This window comes from Pseudogemmobacter sonorensis (assembly GCF_042762395.1).
Lineage (GTDB): Bacteria > Pseudomonadota > Alphaproteobacteria > Rhodobacterales > Rhodobacteraceae > Pseudogemmobacter > Pseudogemmobacter sonorensis.
In genome coordinates, this window is sequence record NZ_JBEFZE010000021.1 from 21,289 (window position 1) to 42,538 (window position 21,250).

Annotated in this window: 14 protein-coding genes; 8 read left to right on the forward strand and 6 right to left on the reverse strand. The window is 68.4% G+C overall.

Annotated features, from left to right (window positions below):
* Window positions 1-4 precede the first annotated feature (4 nt).
* The 6 genes from ABNX41_RS14485 to ABNX41_RS14510 form a co-directional block, all read right to left on the reverse strand.
* Window positions 5-3,427, reverse strand: a complete 3,423-nt coding sequence (locus ABNX41_RS14485; protein ID WP_438670442.1) for an error-prone DNA polymerase — start codon at window positions 3,425-3,427, stop codon at window positions 5-7.
* A complete protein-coding gene (locus tag ABNX41_RS14490; RefSeq protein WP_438670443.1) occupies window positions 3,424-5,004 on the reverse strand; it encodes a Y-family DNA polymerase in 1,581 nt (526 codons plus the stop codon). The genes ABNX41_RS14485 and ABNX41_RS14490 overlap by 4 nt, the downstream gene beginning before the upstream one ends.
* Window positions 4,919-5,503, reverse strand: a complete 585-nt coding sequence (locus ABNX41_RS14495) for an ImuA family protein (protein WP_438670444.1) — start codon at window positions 5,501-5,503, stop codon at window positions 4,919-4,921. The genes ABNX41_RS14490 and ABNX41_RS14495 overlap by 86 nt, the downstream gene beginning before the upstream one ends.
* Before the next feature lie 14 nt (window positions 5,504-5,517).
* Window positions 5,518-7,572 carry a sensor histidine kinase gene (locus tag ABNX41_RS14500; RefSeq protein ID WP_438670445.1) on the reverse strand — a complete coding sequence of 685 codons (2,055 nt, stop codon included), beginning with the start codon at window positions 7,570-7,572 and terminating at the stop codon, window positions 5,518-5,520.
* Window positions 7,565-8,821 (reverse strand): sigma-54-dependent transcriptional regulator, encoded by a 1,257-nt coding sequence (locus ABNX41_RS14505; RefSeq protein WP_438670446.1) that lies wholly within the window; start codon window positions 8,819-8,821, stop codon window positions 7,565-7,567. The genes ABNX41_RS14500 and ABNX41_RS14505 overlap by 8 nt, the downstream gene beginning before the upstream one ends.
* Before the next feature lie 129 nt (window positions 8,822-8,950).
* Window positions 8,951-9,955: a LysR family transcriptional regulator gene (locus tag ABNX41_RS14510; RefSeq protein WP_438670447.1), complete on the reverse strand. Its 1,005-nt coding sequence runs from the start codon at window positions 9,953-9,955 to the stop codon at window positions 8,951-8,953.
* A 446-nt stretch (window positions 9,956-10,401) separates the two neighbouring features.
* Between ABNX41_RS14510 and fdnG the strand changes: the two genes are divergently transcribed.
* The 8 genes from fdnG (at window position 10,402) to ABNX41_RS14550 (ending at window position 21,181) form a co-directional block, all read left to right on the forward strand.
* Window positions 10,402-13,494: a formate dehydrogenase-N subunit alpha gene (gene fdnG, locus ABNX41_RS14515; protein WP_497883252.1), complete on the forward strand. Its 3,093-nt coding sequence runs from the start codon at window positions 10,402-10,404 to the stop codon at window positions 13,492-13,494.
* Window positions 13,491-14,432, forward strand: a complete 942-nt coding sequence (gene fdxH, locus ABNX41_RS14520; RefSeq protein WP_438670448.1) for a formate dehydrogenase subunit beta — start codon at window positions 13,491-13,493, stop codon at window positions 14,430-14,432. Before fdnG ends, fdxH begins: the two co-directional genes overlap by 4 nt.
* A 14-nt stretch (window positions 14,433-14,446) precedes the next feature.
* A complete protein-coding gene (locus ABNX41_RS14525; RefSeq protein ID WP_438670449.1) occupies window positions 14,447-15,103 on the forward strand; it encodes a formate dehydrogenase subunit gamma in 657 nt (218 codons plus the stop codon).
* Window positions 15,100-15,972 (forward strand): formate dehydrogenase accessory protein FdhE, encoded by an 873-nt coding sequence (gene fdhE / locus ABNX41_RS14530; protein ID WP_438670450.1) that lies wholly within the window; start codon window positions 15,100-15,102, stop codon window positions 15,970-15,972. The genes ABNX41_RS14525 and fdhE overlap by 4 nt, the downstream gene beginning before the upstream one ends.
* 364 nt (window positions 15,973-16,336) lie before the next feature.
* Window positions 16,337-17,944 carry an OpgD/OpgG family glucan biosynthesis protein gene (locus tag ABNX41_RS14535; RefSeq protein WP_438670451.1) on the forward strand — a complete coding sequence of 536 codons (1,608 nt, stop codon included), beginning with the start codon at window positions 16,337-16,339 and terminating at the stop codon, window positions 17,942-17,944.
* Window positions 17,941-18,141: a hypothetical protein gene (locus tag ABNX41_RS14540; RefSeq protein WP_438670452.1), complete on the forward strand. Its 201-nt coding sequence runs from the start codon at window positions 17,941-17,943 to the stop codon at window positions 18,139-18,141. Before ABNX41_RS14535 ends, ABNX41_RS14540 begins: the two co-directional genes overlap by 4 nt.
* The gene (mdoH, locus tag ABNX41_RS14545; protein WP_438670453.1) at window positions 18,138-20,015 is read left to right on the forward strand and encodes a glucans biosynthesis glucosyltransferase MdoH; all 1,878 of its coding nucleotides are present in this window, start codon (window positions 18,138-18,140) and stop codon (window positions 20,013-20,015) included. Before ABNX41_RS14540 ends, mdoH begins: the two co-directional genes overlap by 4 nt.
* Window positions 20,012-21,181 carry an OpgC family protein gene (locus tag ABNX41_RS14550; protein ID WP_438670454.1) on the forward strand — a complete coding sequence of 390 codons (1,170 nt, stop codon included), beginning with the start codon at window positions 20,012-20,014 and terminating at the stop codon, window positions 21,179-21,181. The genes mdoH and ABNX41_RS14550 overlap by 4 nt, the downstream gene beginning before the upstream one ends.
* Window positions 21,182-21,250 lie beyond the last annotated feature (69 nt).

The following is a 21,250-nucleotide window of genomic DNA, read 5'->3' on the forward strand; positions in this document are numbered from 1 at the left end:
GCTTTCAGTGAAAGTCGCGGCTGGGAAACAGCCTTTTGGCCTGTTCGCGCGGATGGCGCGCCCGGGGGGCGACCCGCGCGCGTCCGGCCCTTGGCGCGTTGTCGGCCTGGGGCTGGGTCAGGCCGACGGCGCCGTCGAGCGGATGGCCCAGATCGGTCAGGCGATGCGAAAGATCCTCGATCCGCGCCGCGATCAGATGGGTGACGATCCCCTCGCGCTGCAGCCGCCCGGTCACGCGCAGAAGCCTGCCCCCCATGACGGCGCGGCGGAAACGCTGGTTCACCTTGGGCCAGACCACGATATTGGCCACGCCGGTCTCATCCTCCAGCGTCAGGAAGATCACGCCCGAGGCGGTGCCGGGGCGCTGGCGGGTGATCACCAGGCCGCAGACCGACAGATGGCGCAGCCCGGTCCGGGCCAGATCGGCATTCGGGGTCAGCCCCGGCAGGGCGGGACGCAACAGTTCCATTGGATGGGCGCGCAGGCTTAGCCGCAGGGCGATGTAATCCTCGACCACCTCCTCGCCCAGATCCATGGCGGGCAGGGGGGTGTCGGGCTCGTTCAGCCCCTCGCCGTCCAGCGGGTCGGCGAAAAGCGGCAGCGGCGCGGGGGCGCGGATCGCCCGCACCGCCCAAAGCGCATCGCGCCGCGTCAGGCCGAGGCCCGCGAAGGCATCGGCCTCGGCCAGCCGCTCCAGCACCGCGGGCGCAAGGCCTGTGCGCAGCCAGAGCGTCTCGGGGTCGTGATAGCCGTTGCCGCGCGCATCCGCGATCCGCATGGCTTCGGCCTCGGCGAAGCCCTTGATCTGGCGGAACCCCAGCCGCAGGGCCAGCCGCCCGTCGGCGCGCCGCTCCAGCCGGTTGTCCCAGGCGCTGTGGTTGACGCAGACCGGGCGGATCTCGACCCCATGCTCGCGGGCGTCGCGCACCAGTTGGGCCGGGGCGTAGAAGCCCATCGGCTGGCTGTTCAGAAGCGCGCAGGCGAAGATCGCCGGATGGTGGCATTTCAGCCAGGACGAGACATAGGTCAGCATGGCGAAGGCCGCCGCATGGCTTTCGGGGAAACCGTAATCGGCAAAGCCCTCGATCTGCGAAAAGCAGCGTTCGGCGACCTCGGGCTCATAGCCGTTCGCCAGCATTCCGGCGATGAACTTGCGCTTGTGCTGGCCGATGGTGCCCATGCGCCGGAACGAGGCCAGCGAGCGGCGCAGTTGGTCGGCCTCTTCCGCCGTATAGCCCGCGCCGATCTGGGCGATGCGCAGGGCCTGTTCCTGAAACAGTGGCACACCCAGGGTTTTCGCGGTGACGGCCTCCAGCGCCGGGCCGAAGGGTTCGGGCGCCTCAAGCCCCATGCGGCGGCGGATATAGGGTTTCACCATGCCGCCCTGGATCGGGCCGGGACGGACGATGGCGACCTCGATCACCAGATCGTAGAAGATGCGCGGCCGCATCCGGGGCAGGAAGTTCATCTGCGCCCGGCTCTCGACCTGGAACACCCCAAGCGCATCGGCGCGGCACAGCATGTCATAGGTGCGCAAATCCCCCTGCGGGACCGAGGCGATGCTGTGGCGGATGCCCTCATGTTCGTCGAGCAGGTCGAAGGCCTTGCGGATGCAGGTCAGCATGCCGAGCGCCAGCACATCGACCTTGAGGATCCTCAGCGCGTCGATGTCGTCCTTGTCCCATTCGATGCAACTGCGTCCCTCCATCGCGGCATTGCCGATCGGGCACAATTCGTCCAGCCGGCCCCGGGTGATGACGAAGCCGCCGACATGCTGGGACAGATGGCGGGGAAAGCCGACGATCTCGCCGATCAGGTGGATGGTCAGGGCAAGGCGATGGTCCTCGGGGTTCAGGCCAAGCTCGCGCAGCCGCGCGGGATCGGGGCCGCCGTTCGACACCCCCCAGATCTGGCCCGAGAGGCTGGCGGTCACATCCGCGCTCAGCCCCATGACCTTGCCCACCTCGCGGATCGCGGCGCGGGCGCGGAAATGGATCACCGTGGCGCAAAGCCCGGCGCGGTGGCGGCCGTATTTGTCGTAGATCCACTGGATCACCTCTTCGCGCCGCTCGTGTTCGAAATCGACGTCGATGTCGGGCGGCTCGCCCCGGTGGCGCGAGACGAAACGCTCGAACACCATGCCGATCATGTCGGGCGAGACATCGGTGATGCGAAGCGCCCAGCAGATGATGGAATTCGCCGCCGAGCCGCGCCCCTGGCACAGGATGCCCCGGCTGCGGGCGAAGCCGACGATATCGTGCACGGTCAGGAAATAGGCGGCATAGCCGAGGTCGGCGACGACATTCAGCTCCTTGTCCAGCAGGGCCTGCCGATGTTCGGGAATGCCGTCGGGAAAACGCTGCGCCAGCCCCTCTTGCGCCAGCCGGGCCAGCCGGTCCTGCGGCGGCTCGCCCTCGGCGATCTCGTCGGGATAGTCGTAACTCAGTTCGGACAGGTCGAAGCCGCAGCGCGCGGCGATTTCGGTGGTGCGGCGGATCGCGGCGGGATGGCGGTGGTAAAGCCGGGCCATCTCGGTCGCGCCTTTCAACCGGCGCTCGGCATTCATCAGCGCGCGGGTGCCGATGCGGTCGATGGTCAGCCCCTCGCGCAGGCAGGTCAGCACATCGGCCAGCGGGCGGCGGTGGGCCCGGTGCATCAGCACATCGCCCAGGGCGACCATCGGGGTCGAGGCGCGGCGGGCGATACCGGCACAATCGTCGAACCAGGCCTGGTCGGTGCCGTCGTAGCGCGGCGCGGCGCCCAGAAAGACATGGCCGGGATAGCGCCGCGCCATGCGGCGGAGCGGATCGAGGGCCGCGCCCGGATCGGCCCCGGCGGGGGGCAGCGCGATCAGGATCATGCCCCGGCAGCCGCCCGTCTCATCCGGTGCCGTCAGATCGGCAAGGCCCAGGTGGCATTCGCCCTTGCCCGCCCGCCGTTTGCCCAGGGTCAGCAGGCGCGAGAGACGATGGTATGCCGGAAGATCCGTGGGCAGGGCCAGCCATTCGACCGGGCTGTCGTGCAGCGCCAGCCGCGCGCCGCTGATCAGCCGGGGCAACGGCGGCTGTGGGCCCCCCGCACCGGATGTCGCATCGGGCTCTTCTTCAGGCGCGGGCAGGGCCGGGACCTGCCGCGCGCCGGTTTCCTGCCGGGAGGAGGTGTCGAACTGGCGGGTCGAGCGGATGGTCGGCGCGGTCTCGGCTTCCTCGCGCAGGGTCTTCAGCGCCGACCAGGCCCGGACCACCCCGGCAAGGCTGTTGCGGTCGGTGATGGCGATGGCTTCAAGCCCCAGTTCCACGGCGCGCCGCACCAGTTCCTCGGGATGCGAGGCGCCGGTGAGGAAGGTGAAATTCGTGGTCACGCAAAGCTCGGCATAGCGCGCTTCGCCCGGGTGCGGGGGCGCAGAGGCGAGGGCGGGATCCGTCACGCGAATTCGCCCTGCACGAACCAGCCCGGATCCTGCGGGGTGTGGAACAGCCACAGCCGCCGCCCCTCGCGCGTTTCGATCCGCCAGTAATCACGCAATCCGCTGCGCCAGGCGTCGTCCTCGGCCAGCCACCACTCCGGGGCGATTCGCTCGGGTCCGGTGGCGCGGGCGGTGGTCAGCCGCATCCGCCGCCAGCGGAACCGGGCGGGCGGCTGGGAAGGGGCGGCGGCCAGGATCGGCTCGGGCGGGAACAGCAGCAGCGGGCGCGGCGGCGCGGGCCAGGTGAGCGGATCGATGCCGGACGTGCTGCGAGGGGCGGCGGCCGGGGGCCGCGTCCCGGTCCCGGTCCCGATCCGGGGCTGAGGCTGGGGCGCGGGCTCCGCCCCGCCCACGGCGGGCCGCAGGACGAAGCCGCGCTCGGGGATATGGCTGTCGGCGGGCTGAAAGCGGCAGATGTTCTCAAGCCCGATCCTTGTGCCGATGCGGGTGACCAGATCGGCCAGCCGCTCGGGCCCGCGACTGGCCCCCTGACTGGTCCCCTGGCCGATCTGCCGCGCGGGCAAGGGTTCGACCGACACGGCCTCAAGATGGATCTGGTCGATGCCCCAGCCGGAATCCAGCGCCTTGATCCCGCGGGTGAACAAGGGCAGGATCCGCTCGGGGTCGCGCATCGGCGCGGCAAGCGGCAGATCCACCCGCAGCCCGGCCTGATCGACGCGGCGCAGGGTCAGTCGCAGGGCGCGGGCGCCCGCCTCCTGCGCATGCAGCTTCGCGCAGACCGCCTGCAGAAGCCGCGCCGTCGCCGCCATGACATCCGCGCTCAGCCCCAGGGGTTCGGGCAGGGTCAGCCTGGCGGCAAAGCGCGGCGGTTCGGTCAGCGGCGTTACCGCCTCGGGCTGCGCGCCCGTCGCCTGGTCCAGCCGCAGCAGCAGCCCCGGCCCGAAGCGGCGCGCCAATGGCGCGCGCGGCGCCGCCATCAGCGCGCCGATCCGGCGCAGGCCCAGCCGTTGCAGCGCGGTATCGGTGGCCTCGTCCAGCCGCAGCGCGGCGACCGGCAGCGGGGCCAGCGCCCCGGCGGTGCGGCCCGGCGGGGCGATCCCCTCGGCGTGATGCGCCAGCGCCCAGGCGGCGCCGCGCGTGTCGGCCAGGCCGAGCCGCAGGTGAAGCCCCGCCCGCGCCATCTGCGCGCGCATGTCGTCCAGCATCGCGGGCTCGCCGCCCCAAAGATGCGCCGCCCCGGTGATGTCGAGGACCAGCCCCTCCTCGCCCTCCAGCCCGACCCAGGGGCAGTAGCGCAGGGCCCAGCGACGCAGCGCGCCCAGCGACCAGGCCTCGCGCAGCGGGTCGGCGGGCCGGGTTTGCAGGCCGGGGCAGAAGGCGCGGGCCTCGGACAGCGCCATGCCGCGCCAGAGCCGCGCGGCTTCGGCCGCCGGATTCAGGCAATGGATCCTGTCGGCATTGCCGGTGCGCAGGATGGTGACGAAAGGCCCCTCAACCGGGTGCCGCCGCAGCGCCCGGTCGCTCGACAGCCGGGGAAACCACATCGAGACGATGCGCCGTCCTGTCCCACCGAACATGCCAGACTCCAACTGTTCCTGATTTGTTCTTGATAATCTCCCACCGCATCGGAGTCGAGTCCGCCGCCGCCCCGGCCTCGAAGACCGGGGCGCAATGCCAGCGCGTCTCGGCGGCGGGGCTGCCCATGCCCTCGGGGATCAGGCACAGCCCGGTCGCCCCGCCCGCCTGCGCGGCGAGTTGCAGCCGCCGCCCCTCGCGCAGGTTCAGCGCGCGCGAGGTTTCCGCCACCACGAGGCCCGTCGTGCCGTCGCGCAGGGCCTCTTCCGCGACGGCGAGCGTGTCGGTCTGCCGTGGCGTGCGCGCGATCAGAAGCCGGGCCGGATCGCAGAAGGCGGCCAGGCCCGAGGGCGCGAGCATGCCGGTCTGCCCCCTTTCGCGCAGCCACAGCACCGGGCCGGTGCCTTGCGCGCAGATGATCGCGGCGAAGGCGATGGCGCCGGGCCCGCAGACCTCATGGACGCGGGCGGGACGCAGGGGCGGGGGCGGGGCGGCGCTCATGCGGCCAGCCTATATCAGGCCGGGCCTGATTCCCATGGTTTGTTCTGCATGCGTTCCATTCCCGCCTGTGGCAGCCAGACGGTGAAGCTCGCCCCCGCCCCGGGGCGGCTGGTCGCGCGCAATTCGCCGTTCTGGCGGTTGACCAGGGTCTGGCAGATCGAAAGCCCAAGGCCCGAACCCAGCGTCCGGCGGGTGGTGAAGAACGGGTCGAAGATCCGCGCGAGTGTGGCCTCGTCCATGCCGGTGCCGGTGTCGCGCAGGGTGATCCGCACGCCCTCGCGCCCGTCCGGCGCGGGGGCATCCTCGCAGGTCAGGTGCAGCTCTCCGCCCTCGGGCATGGCCTGGATCGCATTCACCGCCAGATTGACGAGGACCTGCTGCATCTCATGCGGGCTCATGCCCACGGGGCGGGTCGAGCGCAGATCGCTGGCCAGCACGATCCCGCCCGGTTCCAGCAGATGCCGGATCAGCGGTCGCAGGCCGCGACAGACCTCGGCCGGATCGGTGGGCGCGCCGTCGGCGGCGAATTCCTCGGGCCGGGCGAATTGCAGAAGCTGGCTGACCAGCACGCCGATGCGGCGGATCTGATCCTCGATCAGCGCGAATTCGGTCGCGCAATCGTCCAGACCATCGTTCGGGCGGGCGGCCATCACCATGCGCAGCACCTCAAGATTGCCCTGGATCACGGCAAGGGGATTGTTGATCTCATGCGCGATGCCGGTGGTCACTTCGCCGATGGTGGCAAGCTTTTCCGACAGGACCAACTGGCGCGTCGCGGCCTCAAGCGCCAGGTTGGCATGGCGCAGTTCGGCGGTGCGGACCTCGACCCGGGCGTTCAGGTCCCGGTTCAGCCCGCGCAGCTCGCGGTCGCGCTGCTGCAGGAGGTCGAGCAGCCGGTCCAGATGGCGGGCCAGATGGATCAATTCGTCCGCGCCGGGGGGCGCGCCGCTGCGCGCGTCCATGTCGCCGGCCTCGACCAGGCCGATGGTGATCCCCATCGCCTCGACCGGGCGGAAGATGCCGCGGGCCCAATGCAGGAACAGCGGCACCGACAGCGCGCCGATGGCCAGGAAGGCCAGCCCGGCGATGGCCCAGGTGACGCGCCGCGCGGCGCTGTAGGGCGCCCTGGGAAAGCCGGTGTAGAGCATGCCCACGCGCGCGCCCCGGCTGTCGATGATCGCGTCATAGGCCGAGACATACCAGTCATCCACCACGAAGGCGGTGTTGCGCCAGGCCTCGCCCGTGCCCAGGACGCGCGCACGTACTTCGGCCGAGGCGCGGGTGCCAAGCGCCCTTTCCCGCCCCGAGGGGCGCAGGGTGGTCGCGATCCGCGTATCGCCCAGAAACAGCGTGGTGACGCCGTGGTCGAAGCCGCCGGTGTCGCCGGTGATGCCAGGATTGGTGGCGGGATAGACCAGATCGTTGATGCGATCGACGAAATCGTCGTTCCGGTTCAAGAGAATGCCGCCTGCGAGCACGCCCTGTCCCCGGGGAAGGGCGACCGGGGCGGCGGCCAGGATGACCATGCCCCGGCTTTCGGCCTCCTCCGGGTCGGAGCGCAAGGCCACGCGCGCCCGTTCTGCCAGCGCGGGGGAAAGCGCGGTCAGCGCCTCGGGCGACAGGATCTCGATCCCGGCTGCGACCTCGCCCGCCCGGGCGGCCAGGATCAGCGGGCTCTCCGGGGGAAGCGGGCTTGCAGCACCGGCGTTCGGCGGCGCGGGATGGGCGGCCAGAACCCGGCCGCCTTCGTCGGTGAGGATCAGGAAGTCGAGGCCGGAGGCCGAAAGCGCGGGCCCGACCTGTCCGGGCCCCTCGGCCAGCGCATCGCGCAGCCGGGCCGAGCGCGCCAGCCCGTCGATCCCCTGCGCGGTATTGTCGACCAGATGCGACAGATATTGCTGCGCCACGGTCAGGTCGCTGCCGACGCGGGCGGCCAGGATCTGGTCGGTGCGCCAGGTCCAGCGTTGCATCGTCACCCCCATCAGCAGTGGCATCAGGAGCAGCGTGGGCAGAAGCGCGATCACCAGAAGCCGGGTGCGGACCGACTGCCAGGGCGGGGTTTCAGCCACTGGCGGTTCCATCCGGCGGCGGCGGCGCGTCCGGCGCGATCACATCGGCCGGAAACCGGCCGAGGATCAACGCGCGCTCGACCAGGTTGCGCAATTCGCGCACATTGCCGGGCCAGGGCTGGGCCAGCAGCGCGGTCTCGACCGGCGGGGTGATCTCGACCGGCGCGAGGCCGAGATCGCGCGACAGCCGTTCCATGAACATCCGGGCGAGTTCGACGACATCGCCGCCGCGCGCGCGAAGCGGGGGCATGTGCAGATGCAGGATGTTGATGCGGAAGAACAGATCGGCGCGGAACCGGCCCTCGGCCACCCGGGCCTCAAGATCGGTGTTGGTGGCGAAGATCAGCCGCAGGTCCACCGGCAGCTCCCGCTCGGCCCCGAGGGGGCGGATCCGGCGATCCTCGATCACCCGCAACAGCCGGGCCTGGGTGGTCAGCGGCAGTTCGGCGATCTCGTCCAGAAACAGTGTGCCGCCCTGAGCATGCAGGAACAGCCCCTCGCGATGCGCGCCCGCGCCGGGGAAGGCGCCCTCGACATGGCCGAAAAGCTCGGATTCGACGGTATCCTCAAGGATGCCCGCGCAATTCACGGCGATGAAATGCCCGTTGGCGCGGTCCGAAAGGCCGTGGATCATGCGCGCCGCCACCTCTTTGCCGGTGCCCGAAGGCCCGGTCAGAAGCACCGAGGAGGGCAGCGGCGCCACGCGCGCGATGGTGGCGCGGATCTTTTCGATGGCGTCGGAACTGCCGACCAGCCGCGCCTGATCGGGATCGGCGCCGCGCCGCAACTGATGGCGCAGCACCTGGTTTTCGCTTTTGAGCCGGGTCTGTTCGACCGAGCGCAGCACCGCGTTCAGAAGCTGGTTCGAGCGGAAGGGCTTGAGGATCAGATCGGCGGCCCCGGCATGCAGCGCCTCGATGGCCATCTCCAGATCGGCGAAGGCCGAGATCAGCACCACGGGCGGCACGAAACCCTTCTGGCGCTGGCGCACCAGCCAGTTCAGCCCGCGCTCGTTGCCAAGGATGTTGTCCAGCACGATCACGTCGAAATGCTCGACCGCCAGCCAGTCGGCGGCCTCGCCGGTCGAGGCGGCAAGCTCGATCCTTCGGCATTGCGGGCCAAGCACCCGGGCGATGAAATTGCGCATCCCCGGCTCGTCGTCGACGACAAGGACCGAGGTCCGCGCCAGCCGGTCCGACCAGGTCGGATCCTGGCGGGTCGAGGCGATGATGCTGGCGGCGGTGGTCAAGCGGGATCCTTTCGGCCTTCGGGCATGGGGCCCGGCGTATGGCGGACGGACCCGGAAGGCGGCGCGATGATCGCATCTTGCCCCCCAGGGGACAAGCGGGGGGGGACAGGCGGCGCGCGCGGGCGGAGTTCAGGCCTCGGATGGGGGCTCTGTTGCCGGGGCTTCGCGCAGGGCCTCGACACAGTCGCGCAGAGCCAGCGCCATCGGCGATCGCGGCGCGCGTCCCGCCATCACGAGGCCAAGGCGCGGTTCCACCGTCTCGCCCGGGTCTCTGGAACTGGGGTCTCCGGAACTGGGACCTCCGGAACCGCGGGCTTCGGGGTCGCGCAGTTCGAGCAGCAGGATATCGTCCGATCCGGCGAGGAGGTTGCGAAACCCCTCGGGCACGATGGCGCACCACAATCCGCTGCGCAGATGCGCCAGCACCCCGTCGAGCGAGCTGCAGGTGACGGCGGGGCGGATCCCGCCCACGGCCATCGGACCGCCGATGAGGTCCTCGCCCAGGCAAAGCGGCTGCGTCGTCGCCTCGGACCAGGGAATGGCGGGTGCCGGTTCGAGAGGCCCCGGCGCGAAAGGATGGTCGCGGCGGCAGGCGAAGAGGGGCCGTTCGCGCCACAGCGGGATCGCCTCGGTCGCCGCGCCCCGGTTGCGGGGATTGCCCTTCCGCGCGGCGGGTTGGTCGCCCTGCTCAAGCCAGGTCAGGCCCGCATCCAGCGAGAGATCGGCAACCGCCTTGCGCAGATCCTCGGGCGCCAGCAGGCTGATGGCGATCCGGGCCATCGGATTGCGTGCCTCGAACAGGGTCGAGACCTCGGGCAGGCGCGGCATCGCCGAGGCGACGGCGCCAAGCCGCAGCCGCCCGGTCAGCCCGCCCTTGCGTCGCCCGCTGAGTTCGTCGCGCAGATTGCCGTAATCGGCCAGGATCCGGCGCCCGCGCGCCAGCACCTTCTCGCCCTCGGCGGTCAGGCCCATGAACCTTTGCCCCCGGACGATCAGAAGGCTGCCCAGATCCTCTTCAAGCTTGCGGATGGCCAGCGAAAGCGCGGGCTGGCTGACGCCGCACAATTCGGCCGCGCGGCCGAAATGGCGCTCTTCGGCAAGGGTGACGAAGTAATCCAGATGCCGGATCAGCACGGTCCGGCCCCGCTGCCCCGCCCGTCGCGCAGCGCGGCGCTATACAAACCACCTGATTTCGATATGTATTCCAGAATATATCGAAACGGATCTCGAATCGGTGCCATCGCTGCCATCGGCTGACGATCCTGGGGCATGGCGGTTCCCTTGTGCTGGCCCGAGGGGGCGCTGCGGCCATGACGGCGCGCTTCACAGTTTCTTGATATGCTTTGCATATCGCATAATAATCAAAAAATATCACAAAACAAAGTCGTTTCGCAACAAAACCTTGGTAAGCCTTTGTAAATAAGTCGGGAATTTTTTCCGGTCGTTATGCCGCAGCACGGCGAAGACCGCCCGCAGCGGGCCCGGGTTGCGGCTTGTCTGACCCCTGGGGCGCCCGCTACCTGAGCCGAAGTTCGGTGTGCAATGGCACACAATCCAACCGGCAAGAGCGGGACGGCACCATGGATGGCACCAGATTGAATCTTGGGCGGCGGAGTTTCCTGAAGATCCTGGGCGCGGGGGCGGCGGCGCTTTCGGCGCAGGCCATCGGCCTTTCCACCGCCGAGGCGCAGGTCTCGGCCGGGGTGCGGCCCTTCAAGCTCTTGCGCGCCAAGGAAACCCGCAACAACTGCACCTATTGTTCGGTCGGCTGCGGCATCCTGATGTATTCGCTGGGCGATGGCGCCCGCAATTCCAAGCCGCGCATCTTCCATATCGAGGGCGATCCCGACCATCCGGTCTCGCGCGGGTCGCTCTGCCCCAAGGGGGCGGGGCTGATCGACATGATCCATTCCCACAACCGCCTGACCCATCCCGAATATCGCGCGCCGGGATCGAAGGAATGGGTCAGGATCAGTTGGGAAGAGGCGACGACGCGGATCGCGCGGCTGCTCAAGGACGATCGCGACGCCAATTTCATCGCGCGCAACGAAAAGGGGCAGTTGGTCAACCGCTGGCTGACCTCGGGCATGCTGGCCTCTTCGGCGGCCTCGAACGAAACCGGGGTGCTGGATTTCAAATTCGCCCGCTCGCTGGGGATGCTCGGCCTCGATTGCCAGGCGCGGCTGTGCCACGCGCCGACGGTTTCGGCGCTGGCGCCCAGCTTCGGGCGCGGCGCCATGACCAACCACTGGGTCGACATCAAGAACGCCAATGTGGTGATCGTGATGGGCGGCAATCCGGCCGAGGCCCATCCCGTGGGCTTCAAATGGGTGATCGAGGCCAAGATCAAGAACAAGGCCAAGGTGATCGTGGTCGATCCGCGCTTCAACCGCACCGCCGCCGTGGCCGATATCTTCTCGCCGATCCGGGCCGGGTCGGACACCGCCTTCCTGATGGGGGTGGTGCGCTATCTTCTGGAAACCGACCAGATCCAGCATGAATATGTCCGCGCCTATACCAATGCGACGTTGATCGTGCGCGAGGATTTCGGCTTCGACGAGGGCGTCTTCTCGGGCTTCGATCCCGAGACGCTGGTCTACGACAAATCCTCCTGGACCTATGAGCGCGACGCCGAGGGCAATGCCCTGCGCGACATGACGATGACGCATCCGCGCTCGGTCCTGCAACTGCTGCGTCGGCATGTCGACCGCTATACGCCCGAGGTGGTCGAGGACATCACCGGCGTCAAGCGCGAGGATTTCCTGCGCATCGCCGGGATCATCGGCTCCTGCTCGGCCAGGGACAAGACCATGACCTGGCTCTACGCGCTTGGCTGGACCCACCATACCGGCGGCGCGCAGATCATCCGGGGCTCGGCGATGATCCAGCTTCTCCTGGGCAATATCGGCATGGCCGGGGGCGGGGTGAACGCGCTGCGCGGGCATTCGAACATCCAGGGCTATACCGACCTTGGCCTGCTGTCGGTGCGGGTGCCGGGTTACATGAACCTGCCGAGCGACAACCAGCAGACCCTGGCGCAATATCTGGAGGAGACCACGCCGAAGGATGTGGTGCCGGGTCAGGTCAACTACTGGAAGAACACACCGAAATTCTTCATCTCGATGCTGAAGAACCTCTATGGCAAGCATGCGACGGTGGCGAACGACTTCGCCTTCGACCTCTTGCCGAAATGGGACCGCAGCTATGACATGCTGGCCTATTTCGACATGATGTATAACGGCGAGGTCAACGGCTATATCGCGCAGGGGTTCAACCCGCTGGCGGCGATGCCGGACAAGAACAAGACCTCGGCCGCGCTGGCCAAGCTGAAATTCCTCGTCGTGATCGACCCGCTGGTGACCGAGACCTCGAATTTCTGGCGCAACGAGGGGCGGTTCAACGACGTCCCCACCGAGGAGATCATGACCGAGGTGTTCCGCCTGCCCTCGAACTGCTTCGCCGAGGAAGACGGGGCCATCGTGAACTCGGGCCGCTGGCTGCAATGGCATTTCGCGGGCCAGGAACCCCCGGGCGAGGCGCGCCACGACCCCGAGATCCTTGGCCGGATCATGATGGAGATCCGCCGCCTCTACGAGGTCGAGGGCGGCCCCTGCCCCGAACAGGTCCTGCACATGACCTGGGATCACGACACCTATCACGACCCCTATTTCCCCCATCCCGAAGAGATGGCGAAAGAGGCCAACGGCTATGCGCTGGAGGATGTCTTCGACGAGAACGGCACCCGGATCCTGCGCAAGGGGCAGTTGCTCGACAGTTTCGCGCAGCTTCGCGACGACGGCACGACGCAAAGCTATTGCTGGGTCTTCGCCGGGTCCTGGACCGAAAAGGGCAACCAGATGGCCAATCGCGACAATACCGACACCGGGCTGGGGAACACGCCCGGCTGGGCCTGGGCCTGGCCCGCGAACCGGCGGCTTCTTTACAACCGCGCCTCGATGGATGTGGACGGCAACCCGTGGGATCCGAACCGCGCCATCCTGCATTGGGATGGCGAGAAATGGACCGGCTCGGATGTGCCGGACTTTCCGGCGACGGTGCCGCCCGGCGCCCCGGCGGCGCCCTTCATCATGCTGCCCGAGGGGGTGGGGCGGCTGTTCTCGGAAAAGGGCATGAGCGACGGCCCCTTCCCCGAACATTACGAGCCGGTCGAAAGCCCGATCGCCAAGAACCCGCTGCATGAGACGGTGACCCACAACCCGACCGCGCGGATCTTCCAGAACGACCGCGAGCGGATGGGGAACCGCACCGAATATCCCTATGTGGCGACGACCTATTCGGTGACCGAAATGTTCCGGCACTGGACCAAGCACAGCCATCTGAACGCCATGCTGCAACCCGAGCAATTCGTCGAACTGGGCGAAAAGCTGGCGCGCGACAAGGGCATCGCCCATGGCGACACCGTGAAGATCACCACCAAGCGCGGCTATATCACCGCGAAGGCCGTGGTCACCAAACGGATGCGCACCCTGAACGTGGCCGGGCAGGAGGTCGAGCAGATCGGCATCCCCTGCCACTGGGGCTTCGAGGGCGCGACGAAGAAGGGCTATCTGGCGAACACGCTCTCGCCCGGGGTGGGCGACGCCAATTCGCAGACGCCCGAATTCAAGGCCTTCCTCGTCAATGTCGAAAAGGCCGTGGGGGAACTGGCATGAATTCGCAAAACGTCGTCCGCCGCTCGGCCACCTCCGGGCTGACCCCGGCGCCGCAGATCCGCGACCACCAGATGGAGGTCGCCAAGCTGATCGACGTGTCGATCTGCATCGGCTGCAAGGCCTGCCAGGTCGCCTGCAACGAATGGAACGACCTGCGCGGCCCGGTCGAGAACAACGTGGGCGTCTACGACAACCCCGCCGACCTGCATCCCGACACCTGGACCCTGATGCGCTTCACCGAGCATGAGGACGAAAGCGGCAAGCTGGAATGGCTGATCCGCAAGGACGGCTGCATGCATTGCGAGGATCCGGGTTGCCTGAAGGCCTGCCCGATTCCCGGCGCCATCGTGCAATACGCCAATGGCGTGGTGGATTTCCAAAGCGACCTCTGCGTCGGCTGCGGCTATTGCGTGGCGGGCTGCCCGTTCGACATTCCGCGCATCTCGAAGACCGACCACAAGGCCTATAAATGCACGCTTTGTTCGGACCGGCTGGCGGTCGGCCAGGCGCCGGCCTGCGCCAAGACCTGCCCGACCGGCGCCATCGCCTTCGGCTCGAAGGAAGAGATGAAGGACCTGGCCGCGACCCGGGTCGCCGAACTGAACGAACGCGGCTACGACAATGCCGGGCTTTACGATCCGGCAGGCGTGGGCGGCACGCATGTGATGTATGTGCTGCAACATGCCGACGATCCCGAACGCTATGCGGGGCTGCCGAAGGATCCCAAGATCTCGTCCATCGTCGAGGGCTGGAAGGACATGCTCAAGCCTGCGGCGGCGGTTGCTGGCGCGGTCGCGGTGGGTGCTATGGCGGCCCATTTCATCGGCGTCGGCCCCAATGAGACCGAGGACGACGACCATCCCGAAGGCAGCGACGCGAAGCTGCCCGAGGCGCCCCGCGACAACCTGCGTTCGATCCCGCGTCACGCGGCGGAGTGAGAGGGAGACAGGCGATGAAAAAGCTCAAGAACGACCAGATCCTGCGCACCAGATTCCCCGAGCGGCTTTGCCACTGGATGATCGTCCTGTGCTTCTTTCTGGCCGCGACCTCGGGCCTGTCGTGGTTCTTCCCGACGTTTTCCTGGCTTTCGGCCTTTCTAGGCACGCCGCAGATGGCGCGGGCGCTGCATCCGTTCCTGGGCATCGCGGTCTTCGTCGGGCTGTGCTACATGTTCGTGCGGTTCGTGAAATACAACCTGCCCGCGAAAACCGATGCGATCTGGTTTCGCAACGTCAAGGGTGTGGTGCTGAACAACCACGAACACCCGCTGCGGATCGGCAAATACAACGCCGGGCAGAAGGTGCTGTTCTGGCTGATCATGGCCTCGATCATCGTGCTGATGATTTCGGGCCTGATCATGTGGCGGGCCTATTTCGCCGAATTCTTCCCGATCCCGGTGCTGCGGCTGGCGATCCTTGCCCATTCGGTCGCGGGGATCGGGCTGATCCTGCTGATTCTTGGCCATATCTATCTGGCGATCTGGGTGCGTGGCTCCGTCACCGGCATGGTGACGGGCTATGTCTCGAAGGCCTGGGCGCGTCAGCACCACGACCGCTGGGCCGAGGAGCTTGAGGCGAAGAAGGCCGCCAAGGGGCGGGGCGAGGCATGAGCGGCGCGCCCGTCCTGCGGTCCTCGGTGCCCTCCGAGGAAGCCACGCGGCATTTCGATCCGGTGCTGCGCCCGGATCTGGCCGGGCTTTATGCCACCCGCGCCGCCCGGCTGCGCGAATTGGCTCAGGGCCACGACCTTGCCGATTACCTGCGCCTGGCCGCCGATGTGACCGAGGGGCAGGCCGCCAGCCTGGCGCGGGCCTGGCCGGTGGAGGCGCCCGCCCCGGTCGATCCGGCGGCGCTGGCGCGCTTTGGCGACTGGCCCGGGATTCTGGCCGGGCTGCTGGCCCATCTGCGGCCCCGCGTCCCGTCGCCGGTCCTGGCCCATCTCGACGCGCTGGCCGGGCTTTCCGAGGCGGAACTGCGGCAAGAGGCGCTCGCGCAGGTCGAGGGCCGTTTCGCCGAAGCCGAACCCGCCTATGCCCCGATCCTGCGCGCCGCGCTTTCGGTCGAGGTGGCCCAGGCCGCCCGCCGTGCGCCGCTTCCGGCCTCGGCGGGGCATGAGACCGCCGAATGCCCCTTGTGCGGCTCGGCCCCGGTCGCCAGCCTGATCCACACCGGCGACCGCCAGGGCATGCGCTACCTGCATTGCAGCCTGTGCGAATGCGAATGGCATATGGTGCGGGCCAAATGCTCGAACTGCGGCGATGCGGGGCAGTTGGATTACCTGAGCTTCGACACGCCCGAGGCCGCGATCCGGGCCGAGGCCTGCGGCGCCTGCGGCAGCTATCTCAAGGTGATCTCGCAGGAGCGCGCGCCGGAGGCAGAGGTGGTGGCCGACGATCTGGCAAGCCTGCTTCTGGACGATGCCGCGGTGACCGAAGGCTTTGGGCGCAGTGGCTTCAATCCCTTCGCCCTGCCGGGCTGACGAAATCCCACGCGACGGGCTTGTGCCGGGCGCCCTCGGGGGCGCGCGTGCTTGCCGATTTCTGCGTATGCGATGCGATTTTCCGCATCGGCAGCCTGCCGCCTTGGGGCGACGGGCGGTTTTCCCCTATCCTTAGGATCCGACCCGGGAACCCGAAGGGCGCGGGGTCGTTTTCCCGGGTGCCCCGGCGGCGTGCGAGGGCGGGTGTTGCGGGCGGTTCGGCTGCTTTCCACCATATTTCAGTGTTTTGCATACCAGCGTTGAACCGCCGACATGGGCTCTCCCCCTCCAATGTGAATGGTGCAGCGAATATGAAAACGATATAACAGGCCCCGCGATGAGCTTCTCAGATGGTGACCGGATCTTGCCGAATGTTCTTAGACCGACGCGCCGGGGCCTGATGGCCGGTGGTGCGGTTCTTGCGCTTGCAGCATTCACCGATCGCCTGCGCGCGCAGGAAAATCCCGACGCCGATGCGCCAGAGGAAGGCGCGGGCATGCCCGCTCAGCCGCGTTCCTTCGACTTCGACGTGCTGACCGAGATCGCCCGCCAACGCGCCGAATCGGTCGATCCGGCGCCGCCGTCGATGGATCCGGTGCTCGGCGCGCTCGACTACGACGACTACCAGCGAATCGCCTATCGCCCGGCGAATGCCCGCTGGGCGTCCGACCATGCGGGCTGGCAGTTGCAGCCCTTCCATCCGGGCTGGCTGTTCAACCAGCCGGTGAAGCTGCATGAGGTAAGCGCGGGGGCCGAGGTGCCGCTGGTCTTTTCGTCCGACGATTTCGAATATCGCAGCGGCATGAAGGCCACCGTGCCCGACGATTTCGCCTTGCCCGATGTGGCGGGGTTCAAGCTGACCTATCCGCTCAACCGCGCCGATCTTCAGGACGAGGTCGCGGCCTTCGTCGGATCGAGCTATTTCCGCGCCCTGGGCCGGGGCAGCCATTACGGCCTGTCGGCGCGCGGGCTTGCGGTGGATGCGGGCCTGCCGATCCCCGAGGAATTCCCCCGCTTTTCCGAATTCTGGCTGGAGCGGCCCGAGCCTGCCGCGCGCCATCTGCGGCTTTGGGCGCTGATGGATTCGGCGCGGCTGACCGGGGCCTATGAATTCCTGATCACCCCGGGCGAGACCACGGTGATGGAGGTGACAGCCCGGCTGTTCTTCCGCGTGGCGGTCACCGAGCTTGGCGTGGCGCCGCTGACCTCGATGTTCCTTTTCGGGGGCGTCAACCGCCCTGCCTTCGACGATTATCGCCCTCAGGTCCATGATTCCGACGGGCTCAGGATCGAACGCGCCGATGGCGACGTGATCTGGCGCGCGTTGAGCAATCCGGCCGAGATCGCCAGTTCCTATTTCGCCGAACCGGGGCTGCGGCGTTTCGGCCTGCACCAGCGCAGCCGGGGGTTCGAGGATTTCCAGGATGCCGGCGCGCGATACGAGCGCCGCCCCTCGCTGGATGTCGAGCCGATCGGCGACTGGGGCCCAGGCACGGTGCGCCTGTTCGAGATCCCGACCCGGCTTGAGGTGCATGACAACATCGGTGCCTTCTGGGTGCCAGCCGGAAAGATCGAGCCGGGCACGCAGCGCGAATTCCGCTACCGGCTGCATTGGGGCGATCTGGACCCCGACCCGGATGGCGACCTGGCCTGGGTCGCCGACACGCTTTCGGGCATCGGCGGCGCGGCGGGGTTGGACAATCCGCCCGACACCCGCAAGTTCGTGGTGGATTTCGAAGGCGGCGTCCTGGGCGCCACGCCCGAGGACGATCCGCTGATCCGTCCGGTGGTGAATGTCCGTGGCGGCACGGCCGAGATCGTGACGCTTTCGCGCCTGCCCCAGGGCAACCGCTGGCGGCTGGTGATGGACATCGCGGCCGCCTCGGGCGCCCTGGTCGAGATCAACGCCCATGTCGCGGGCCATGGGCGCAAGCTGAGTGAAATCTGGACTTTTCAATGGAAAAAGCCATGATCGCGCAATCGGAAATGACCGACCTTCGCAAGGATCACAGCCGGAAGGCGGATGAAGGCGCCCAGACAGGCGCCTGCGATCTGCCTGACGCGCCGCTGGCCATGCCGCTCCAGCGGCTCGAATCCGGCTGGCTGGCGGGCTGGGCCGAATTGTTCCGGGGGGGCTGGCGGGTCCACCCGCCTGCGGATGGATCGTGAGCGCGGCCGACACGGGGCGGAACGTCGAGGCCCATCCGCAGGCCGAGGGCGCCGAGCCCGGGCGCGTGATCGCGCTGCGCGGCCTTGCCATCGCGCTGTCGCTGGTGGCGGGATGCGCGGCGGGGGTGATGTTCCTGCAATATGCGGCCGCCACGCGGCTGAGCCATTGGGCCTGGGTCGCGGCGGTCCTGCTGAGCTTCTCGACCGCCTGGCTTGCCTGGGGTGCGATGCTGGGGCTGATCGGGCTCGCGCCCTCGCGGGTCCGGGTGCCGGAGGCAGCGACCATCAGCGGGCGCACGGTCGTCGTCATGCCGATCTGCAACGAGGATGCGCTGATCACCTTCGCCCGCATCGCGGCGATGCATCGCCAGCTTGCGGGCTGCCCGGCGCAGGTCGATTTCGCCATCCTCTCCGACACTCGCAGCGCCGAGGGCGCCGCCCGCGAAGAGGCGGCGCTGGCGCTCTTGCTGGCCGAGACCGGGGCGGACGCGCCGGAGGGTGGGGGCGGACGCATCCACTACCGCCGCCGCAGCGAGAATATCGGCCGCAAGGCGGGCAACCTGGCTGAATTCATCCGCCGCTCGGGCGCGGCTTGGGATTATGCCGTCATCCTCGATGCCGACAGCCTGATCGAGGCCGAAACGATCCTGCGGATGATTCGCCGGATCGAGGCCGAACCGCGTCTGGGCCTGCTTCAGACCCTGCCCTGCATCGTCGGCGCGCGATCGGTCTTCGGCCGCGCCATGCAATTCGCCGCAAGCTTCCATGGCCCGGTCTTCACCCGCGGCCTGATGCGGCTGCAGGGCGAGACCGGCCCCTATTGGGGCCATAACGCCATCCTGCGCATCCCGGCCTTCGCGCAATGCTGCGGCCTGCCGGAATTGCCGGGCCGCCCGCCGCTGGGGGGCCATATCCTCAGCCACGACTATGTCGAGGCGGCGCTTCTGGCGCGTGGCGGCTGGATCGTGCGTGTGGATGCCGATCTGGGCGGCTCTTACGAAGAGGCGCCCGAGAACCTTGTCGACCATGCCAAGCGCGACCGGCGCTGGTGCCAGGGCAATCTTCAGCATTCCAAGATCCTGCCCGCGCGTGGCCTGCGGTTCTGGAGCCGGGCCGCCCTGTTCCAGGGCATCGTGAGCTATCTGTCCTCGGCCTTCTGGGCACTGTTTCTGCTGACGGCGGTGCTGGCGGGGCTGTGGCAATCGGCGCCGGACTACTTTCCCGGCGTGGTGGCGATCTGGCACGACCGGGTGGGCTTCCTGCCGGTCTTCCCGCGCGACGAAAGCCTGCGCGCGCTCAGCCTGCTGGTGGGGATCTTCGGCCTTCTGCTGCTGCCGAAGCTGCTGGTCATGGCCGAGGCCTTCCTGACCGGGCGCAGCCGCGCCTTCGGAGGGGCGGGGGCGCTGGTCTCGCTTCTGGCCGAGCTTGCGCTGTCGGCGCTGATCGCGCCGGTGCTGATGGCCTATCAATGCCGCTCGATCCTTCAGATCCTGTCGGGGCGCGATGGCGGCTGGCCCGCGAACAACCGGGGCGACGGGCAATTGGGGCTGGCCGAAGCCTGGGCCGCCTCGCGCTTCATCACGCTTTGGGCGCTGGCGGCGCTGGTGCTGGCGCGGGCCTATGTGCCCGACCAGCTTCCCTGGCTGTTGCCGGTTCTGGTGCCGATGGTGCTGGCACCCGTGCTGATCTCGCTGACTTCGCGCCCGATCCCGGGCGAGGGTTGTTTCCTGACCCCGCAAGAGATGGAACCACCCGCAATCGTCGCCCTTCATGCCGGGATCGTCGCGGGTTGGAGCGGACCGCAGGCGCAATCCCGGACGGGTGCGGCAACCGGGGCCCAGGCCATTGCCAAGACGGGCGCGCTCACGCAATGAATGCCGCACAGGCCGTAAGCAGGGCTGGCGCGCCGGGACGCGATGCCAGGATCGACGCGATCCGGGGCCTTGCGCTGGTGATGATCTTCATCAACCACCTGCCCGGCAACCCGCTTGAGCGTCTGACCAGCCGCAATTTCGGCTTCACCGATGCGGCCGAGATCTTCGTCCTGCTGGCGGGCGTGTCCGCCGCGCTGGCCTATGGGCGGTATTTCGGTCCGGCCGAGGGCAGGGTCTGGCTTGGGCTCTGGCGCTGCTGGGGACGGGCCTGGACGCTTTACATGGCGCATCTGGTGATCTCGGTCCTGGTGATCGGGCTGGCGATGGCGATGCTGCGCTTTGCCGGTGATCCGGCGATGCTGACGCGCGACAATTTCAGCCTGCTGATGCGCGATCCGGTGGGCGTGCTGATCGGCCTGCCCGCGCTGACCCATCACTTCGGCTATATCGACATCCTGCCGCTTTATGTCGTGTTGCTGCTGGTGGCGCCGGGGCTCTTGTGGCTGGGGCGACGCAGCGCGCCCGCGCTGCTGCTGCTTTCGGTCGGGATCTGGCTTTGGGCCGGGCTGACGCGGACGAATTTTCCGGGCTATCCCGGCACGGGGCCCTGGTTTCTCAACCCGTTCAGTTGGCAGTTGATCTTCACCACCGGCCTGCTGACCGGGCTTTCATTGCGCGACGGGCGGCGGCTTGTGCCCGCGCGGCCCTGGCTGGTCGCGCTGGCGGCGGGCTGGCTGGTGCTGTCGCTGTTGTGGCTGCGCATCCCGGCGGTGCGCGAGCTCTGCAATGCCGCCATGGTCTGGATCGCGCAGATGGGCGCGCCGCGTCTGTTCACGAATTTCCACAAAGGCTATGTCGAGCTGCCGCGCCTGCTGCACCTGCTGGCGCTGGCCTATTGCGCCAGCGTCCTGCCGGGGTTGGCCCGCGTCTCTGCCGCCCGCCTTGCCGCGCCGTTGCGGGCCATGGGGCGGCAGAGCCTTGCGGTCTTCGCCTTCGGCACTGTGCTGAGCTTTGCCCTGCGGGCCTTTCACGATTTCAAGGCCGCAGGCGCGTTCTGGAGCGGGCTGGGCCTAACCTTTGGGGGGATCGTGGCGCTGGCGTTGCTGGCCTTGGCGCGCGAGAAGATCCGCCGGATGGCCGCGCAAGAGCCGCGCCGAAGTGCCTGAACCGGGCGCGCCTGCAGCGGAGGTGCCTGAATCTGGGGGCGTCTGAATCCGAGGGCCTGAACAAGCCGC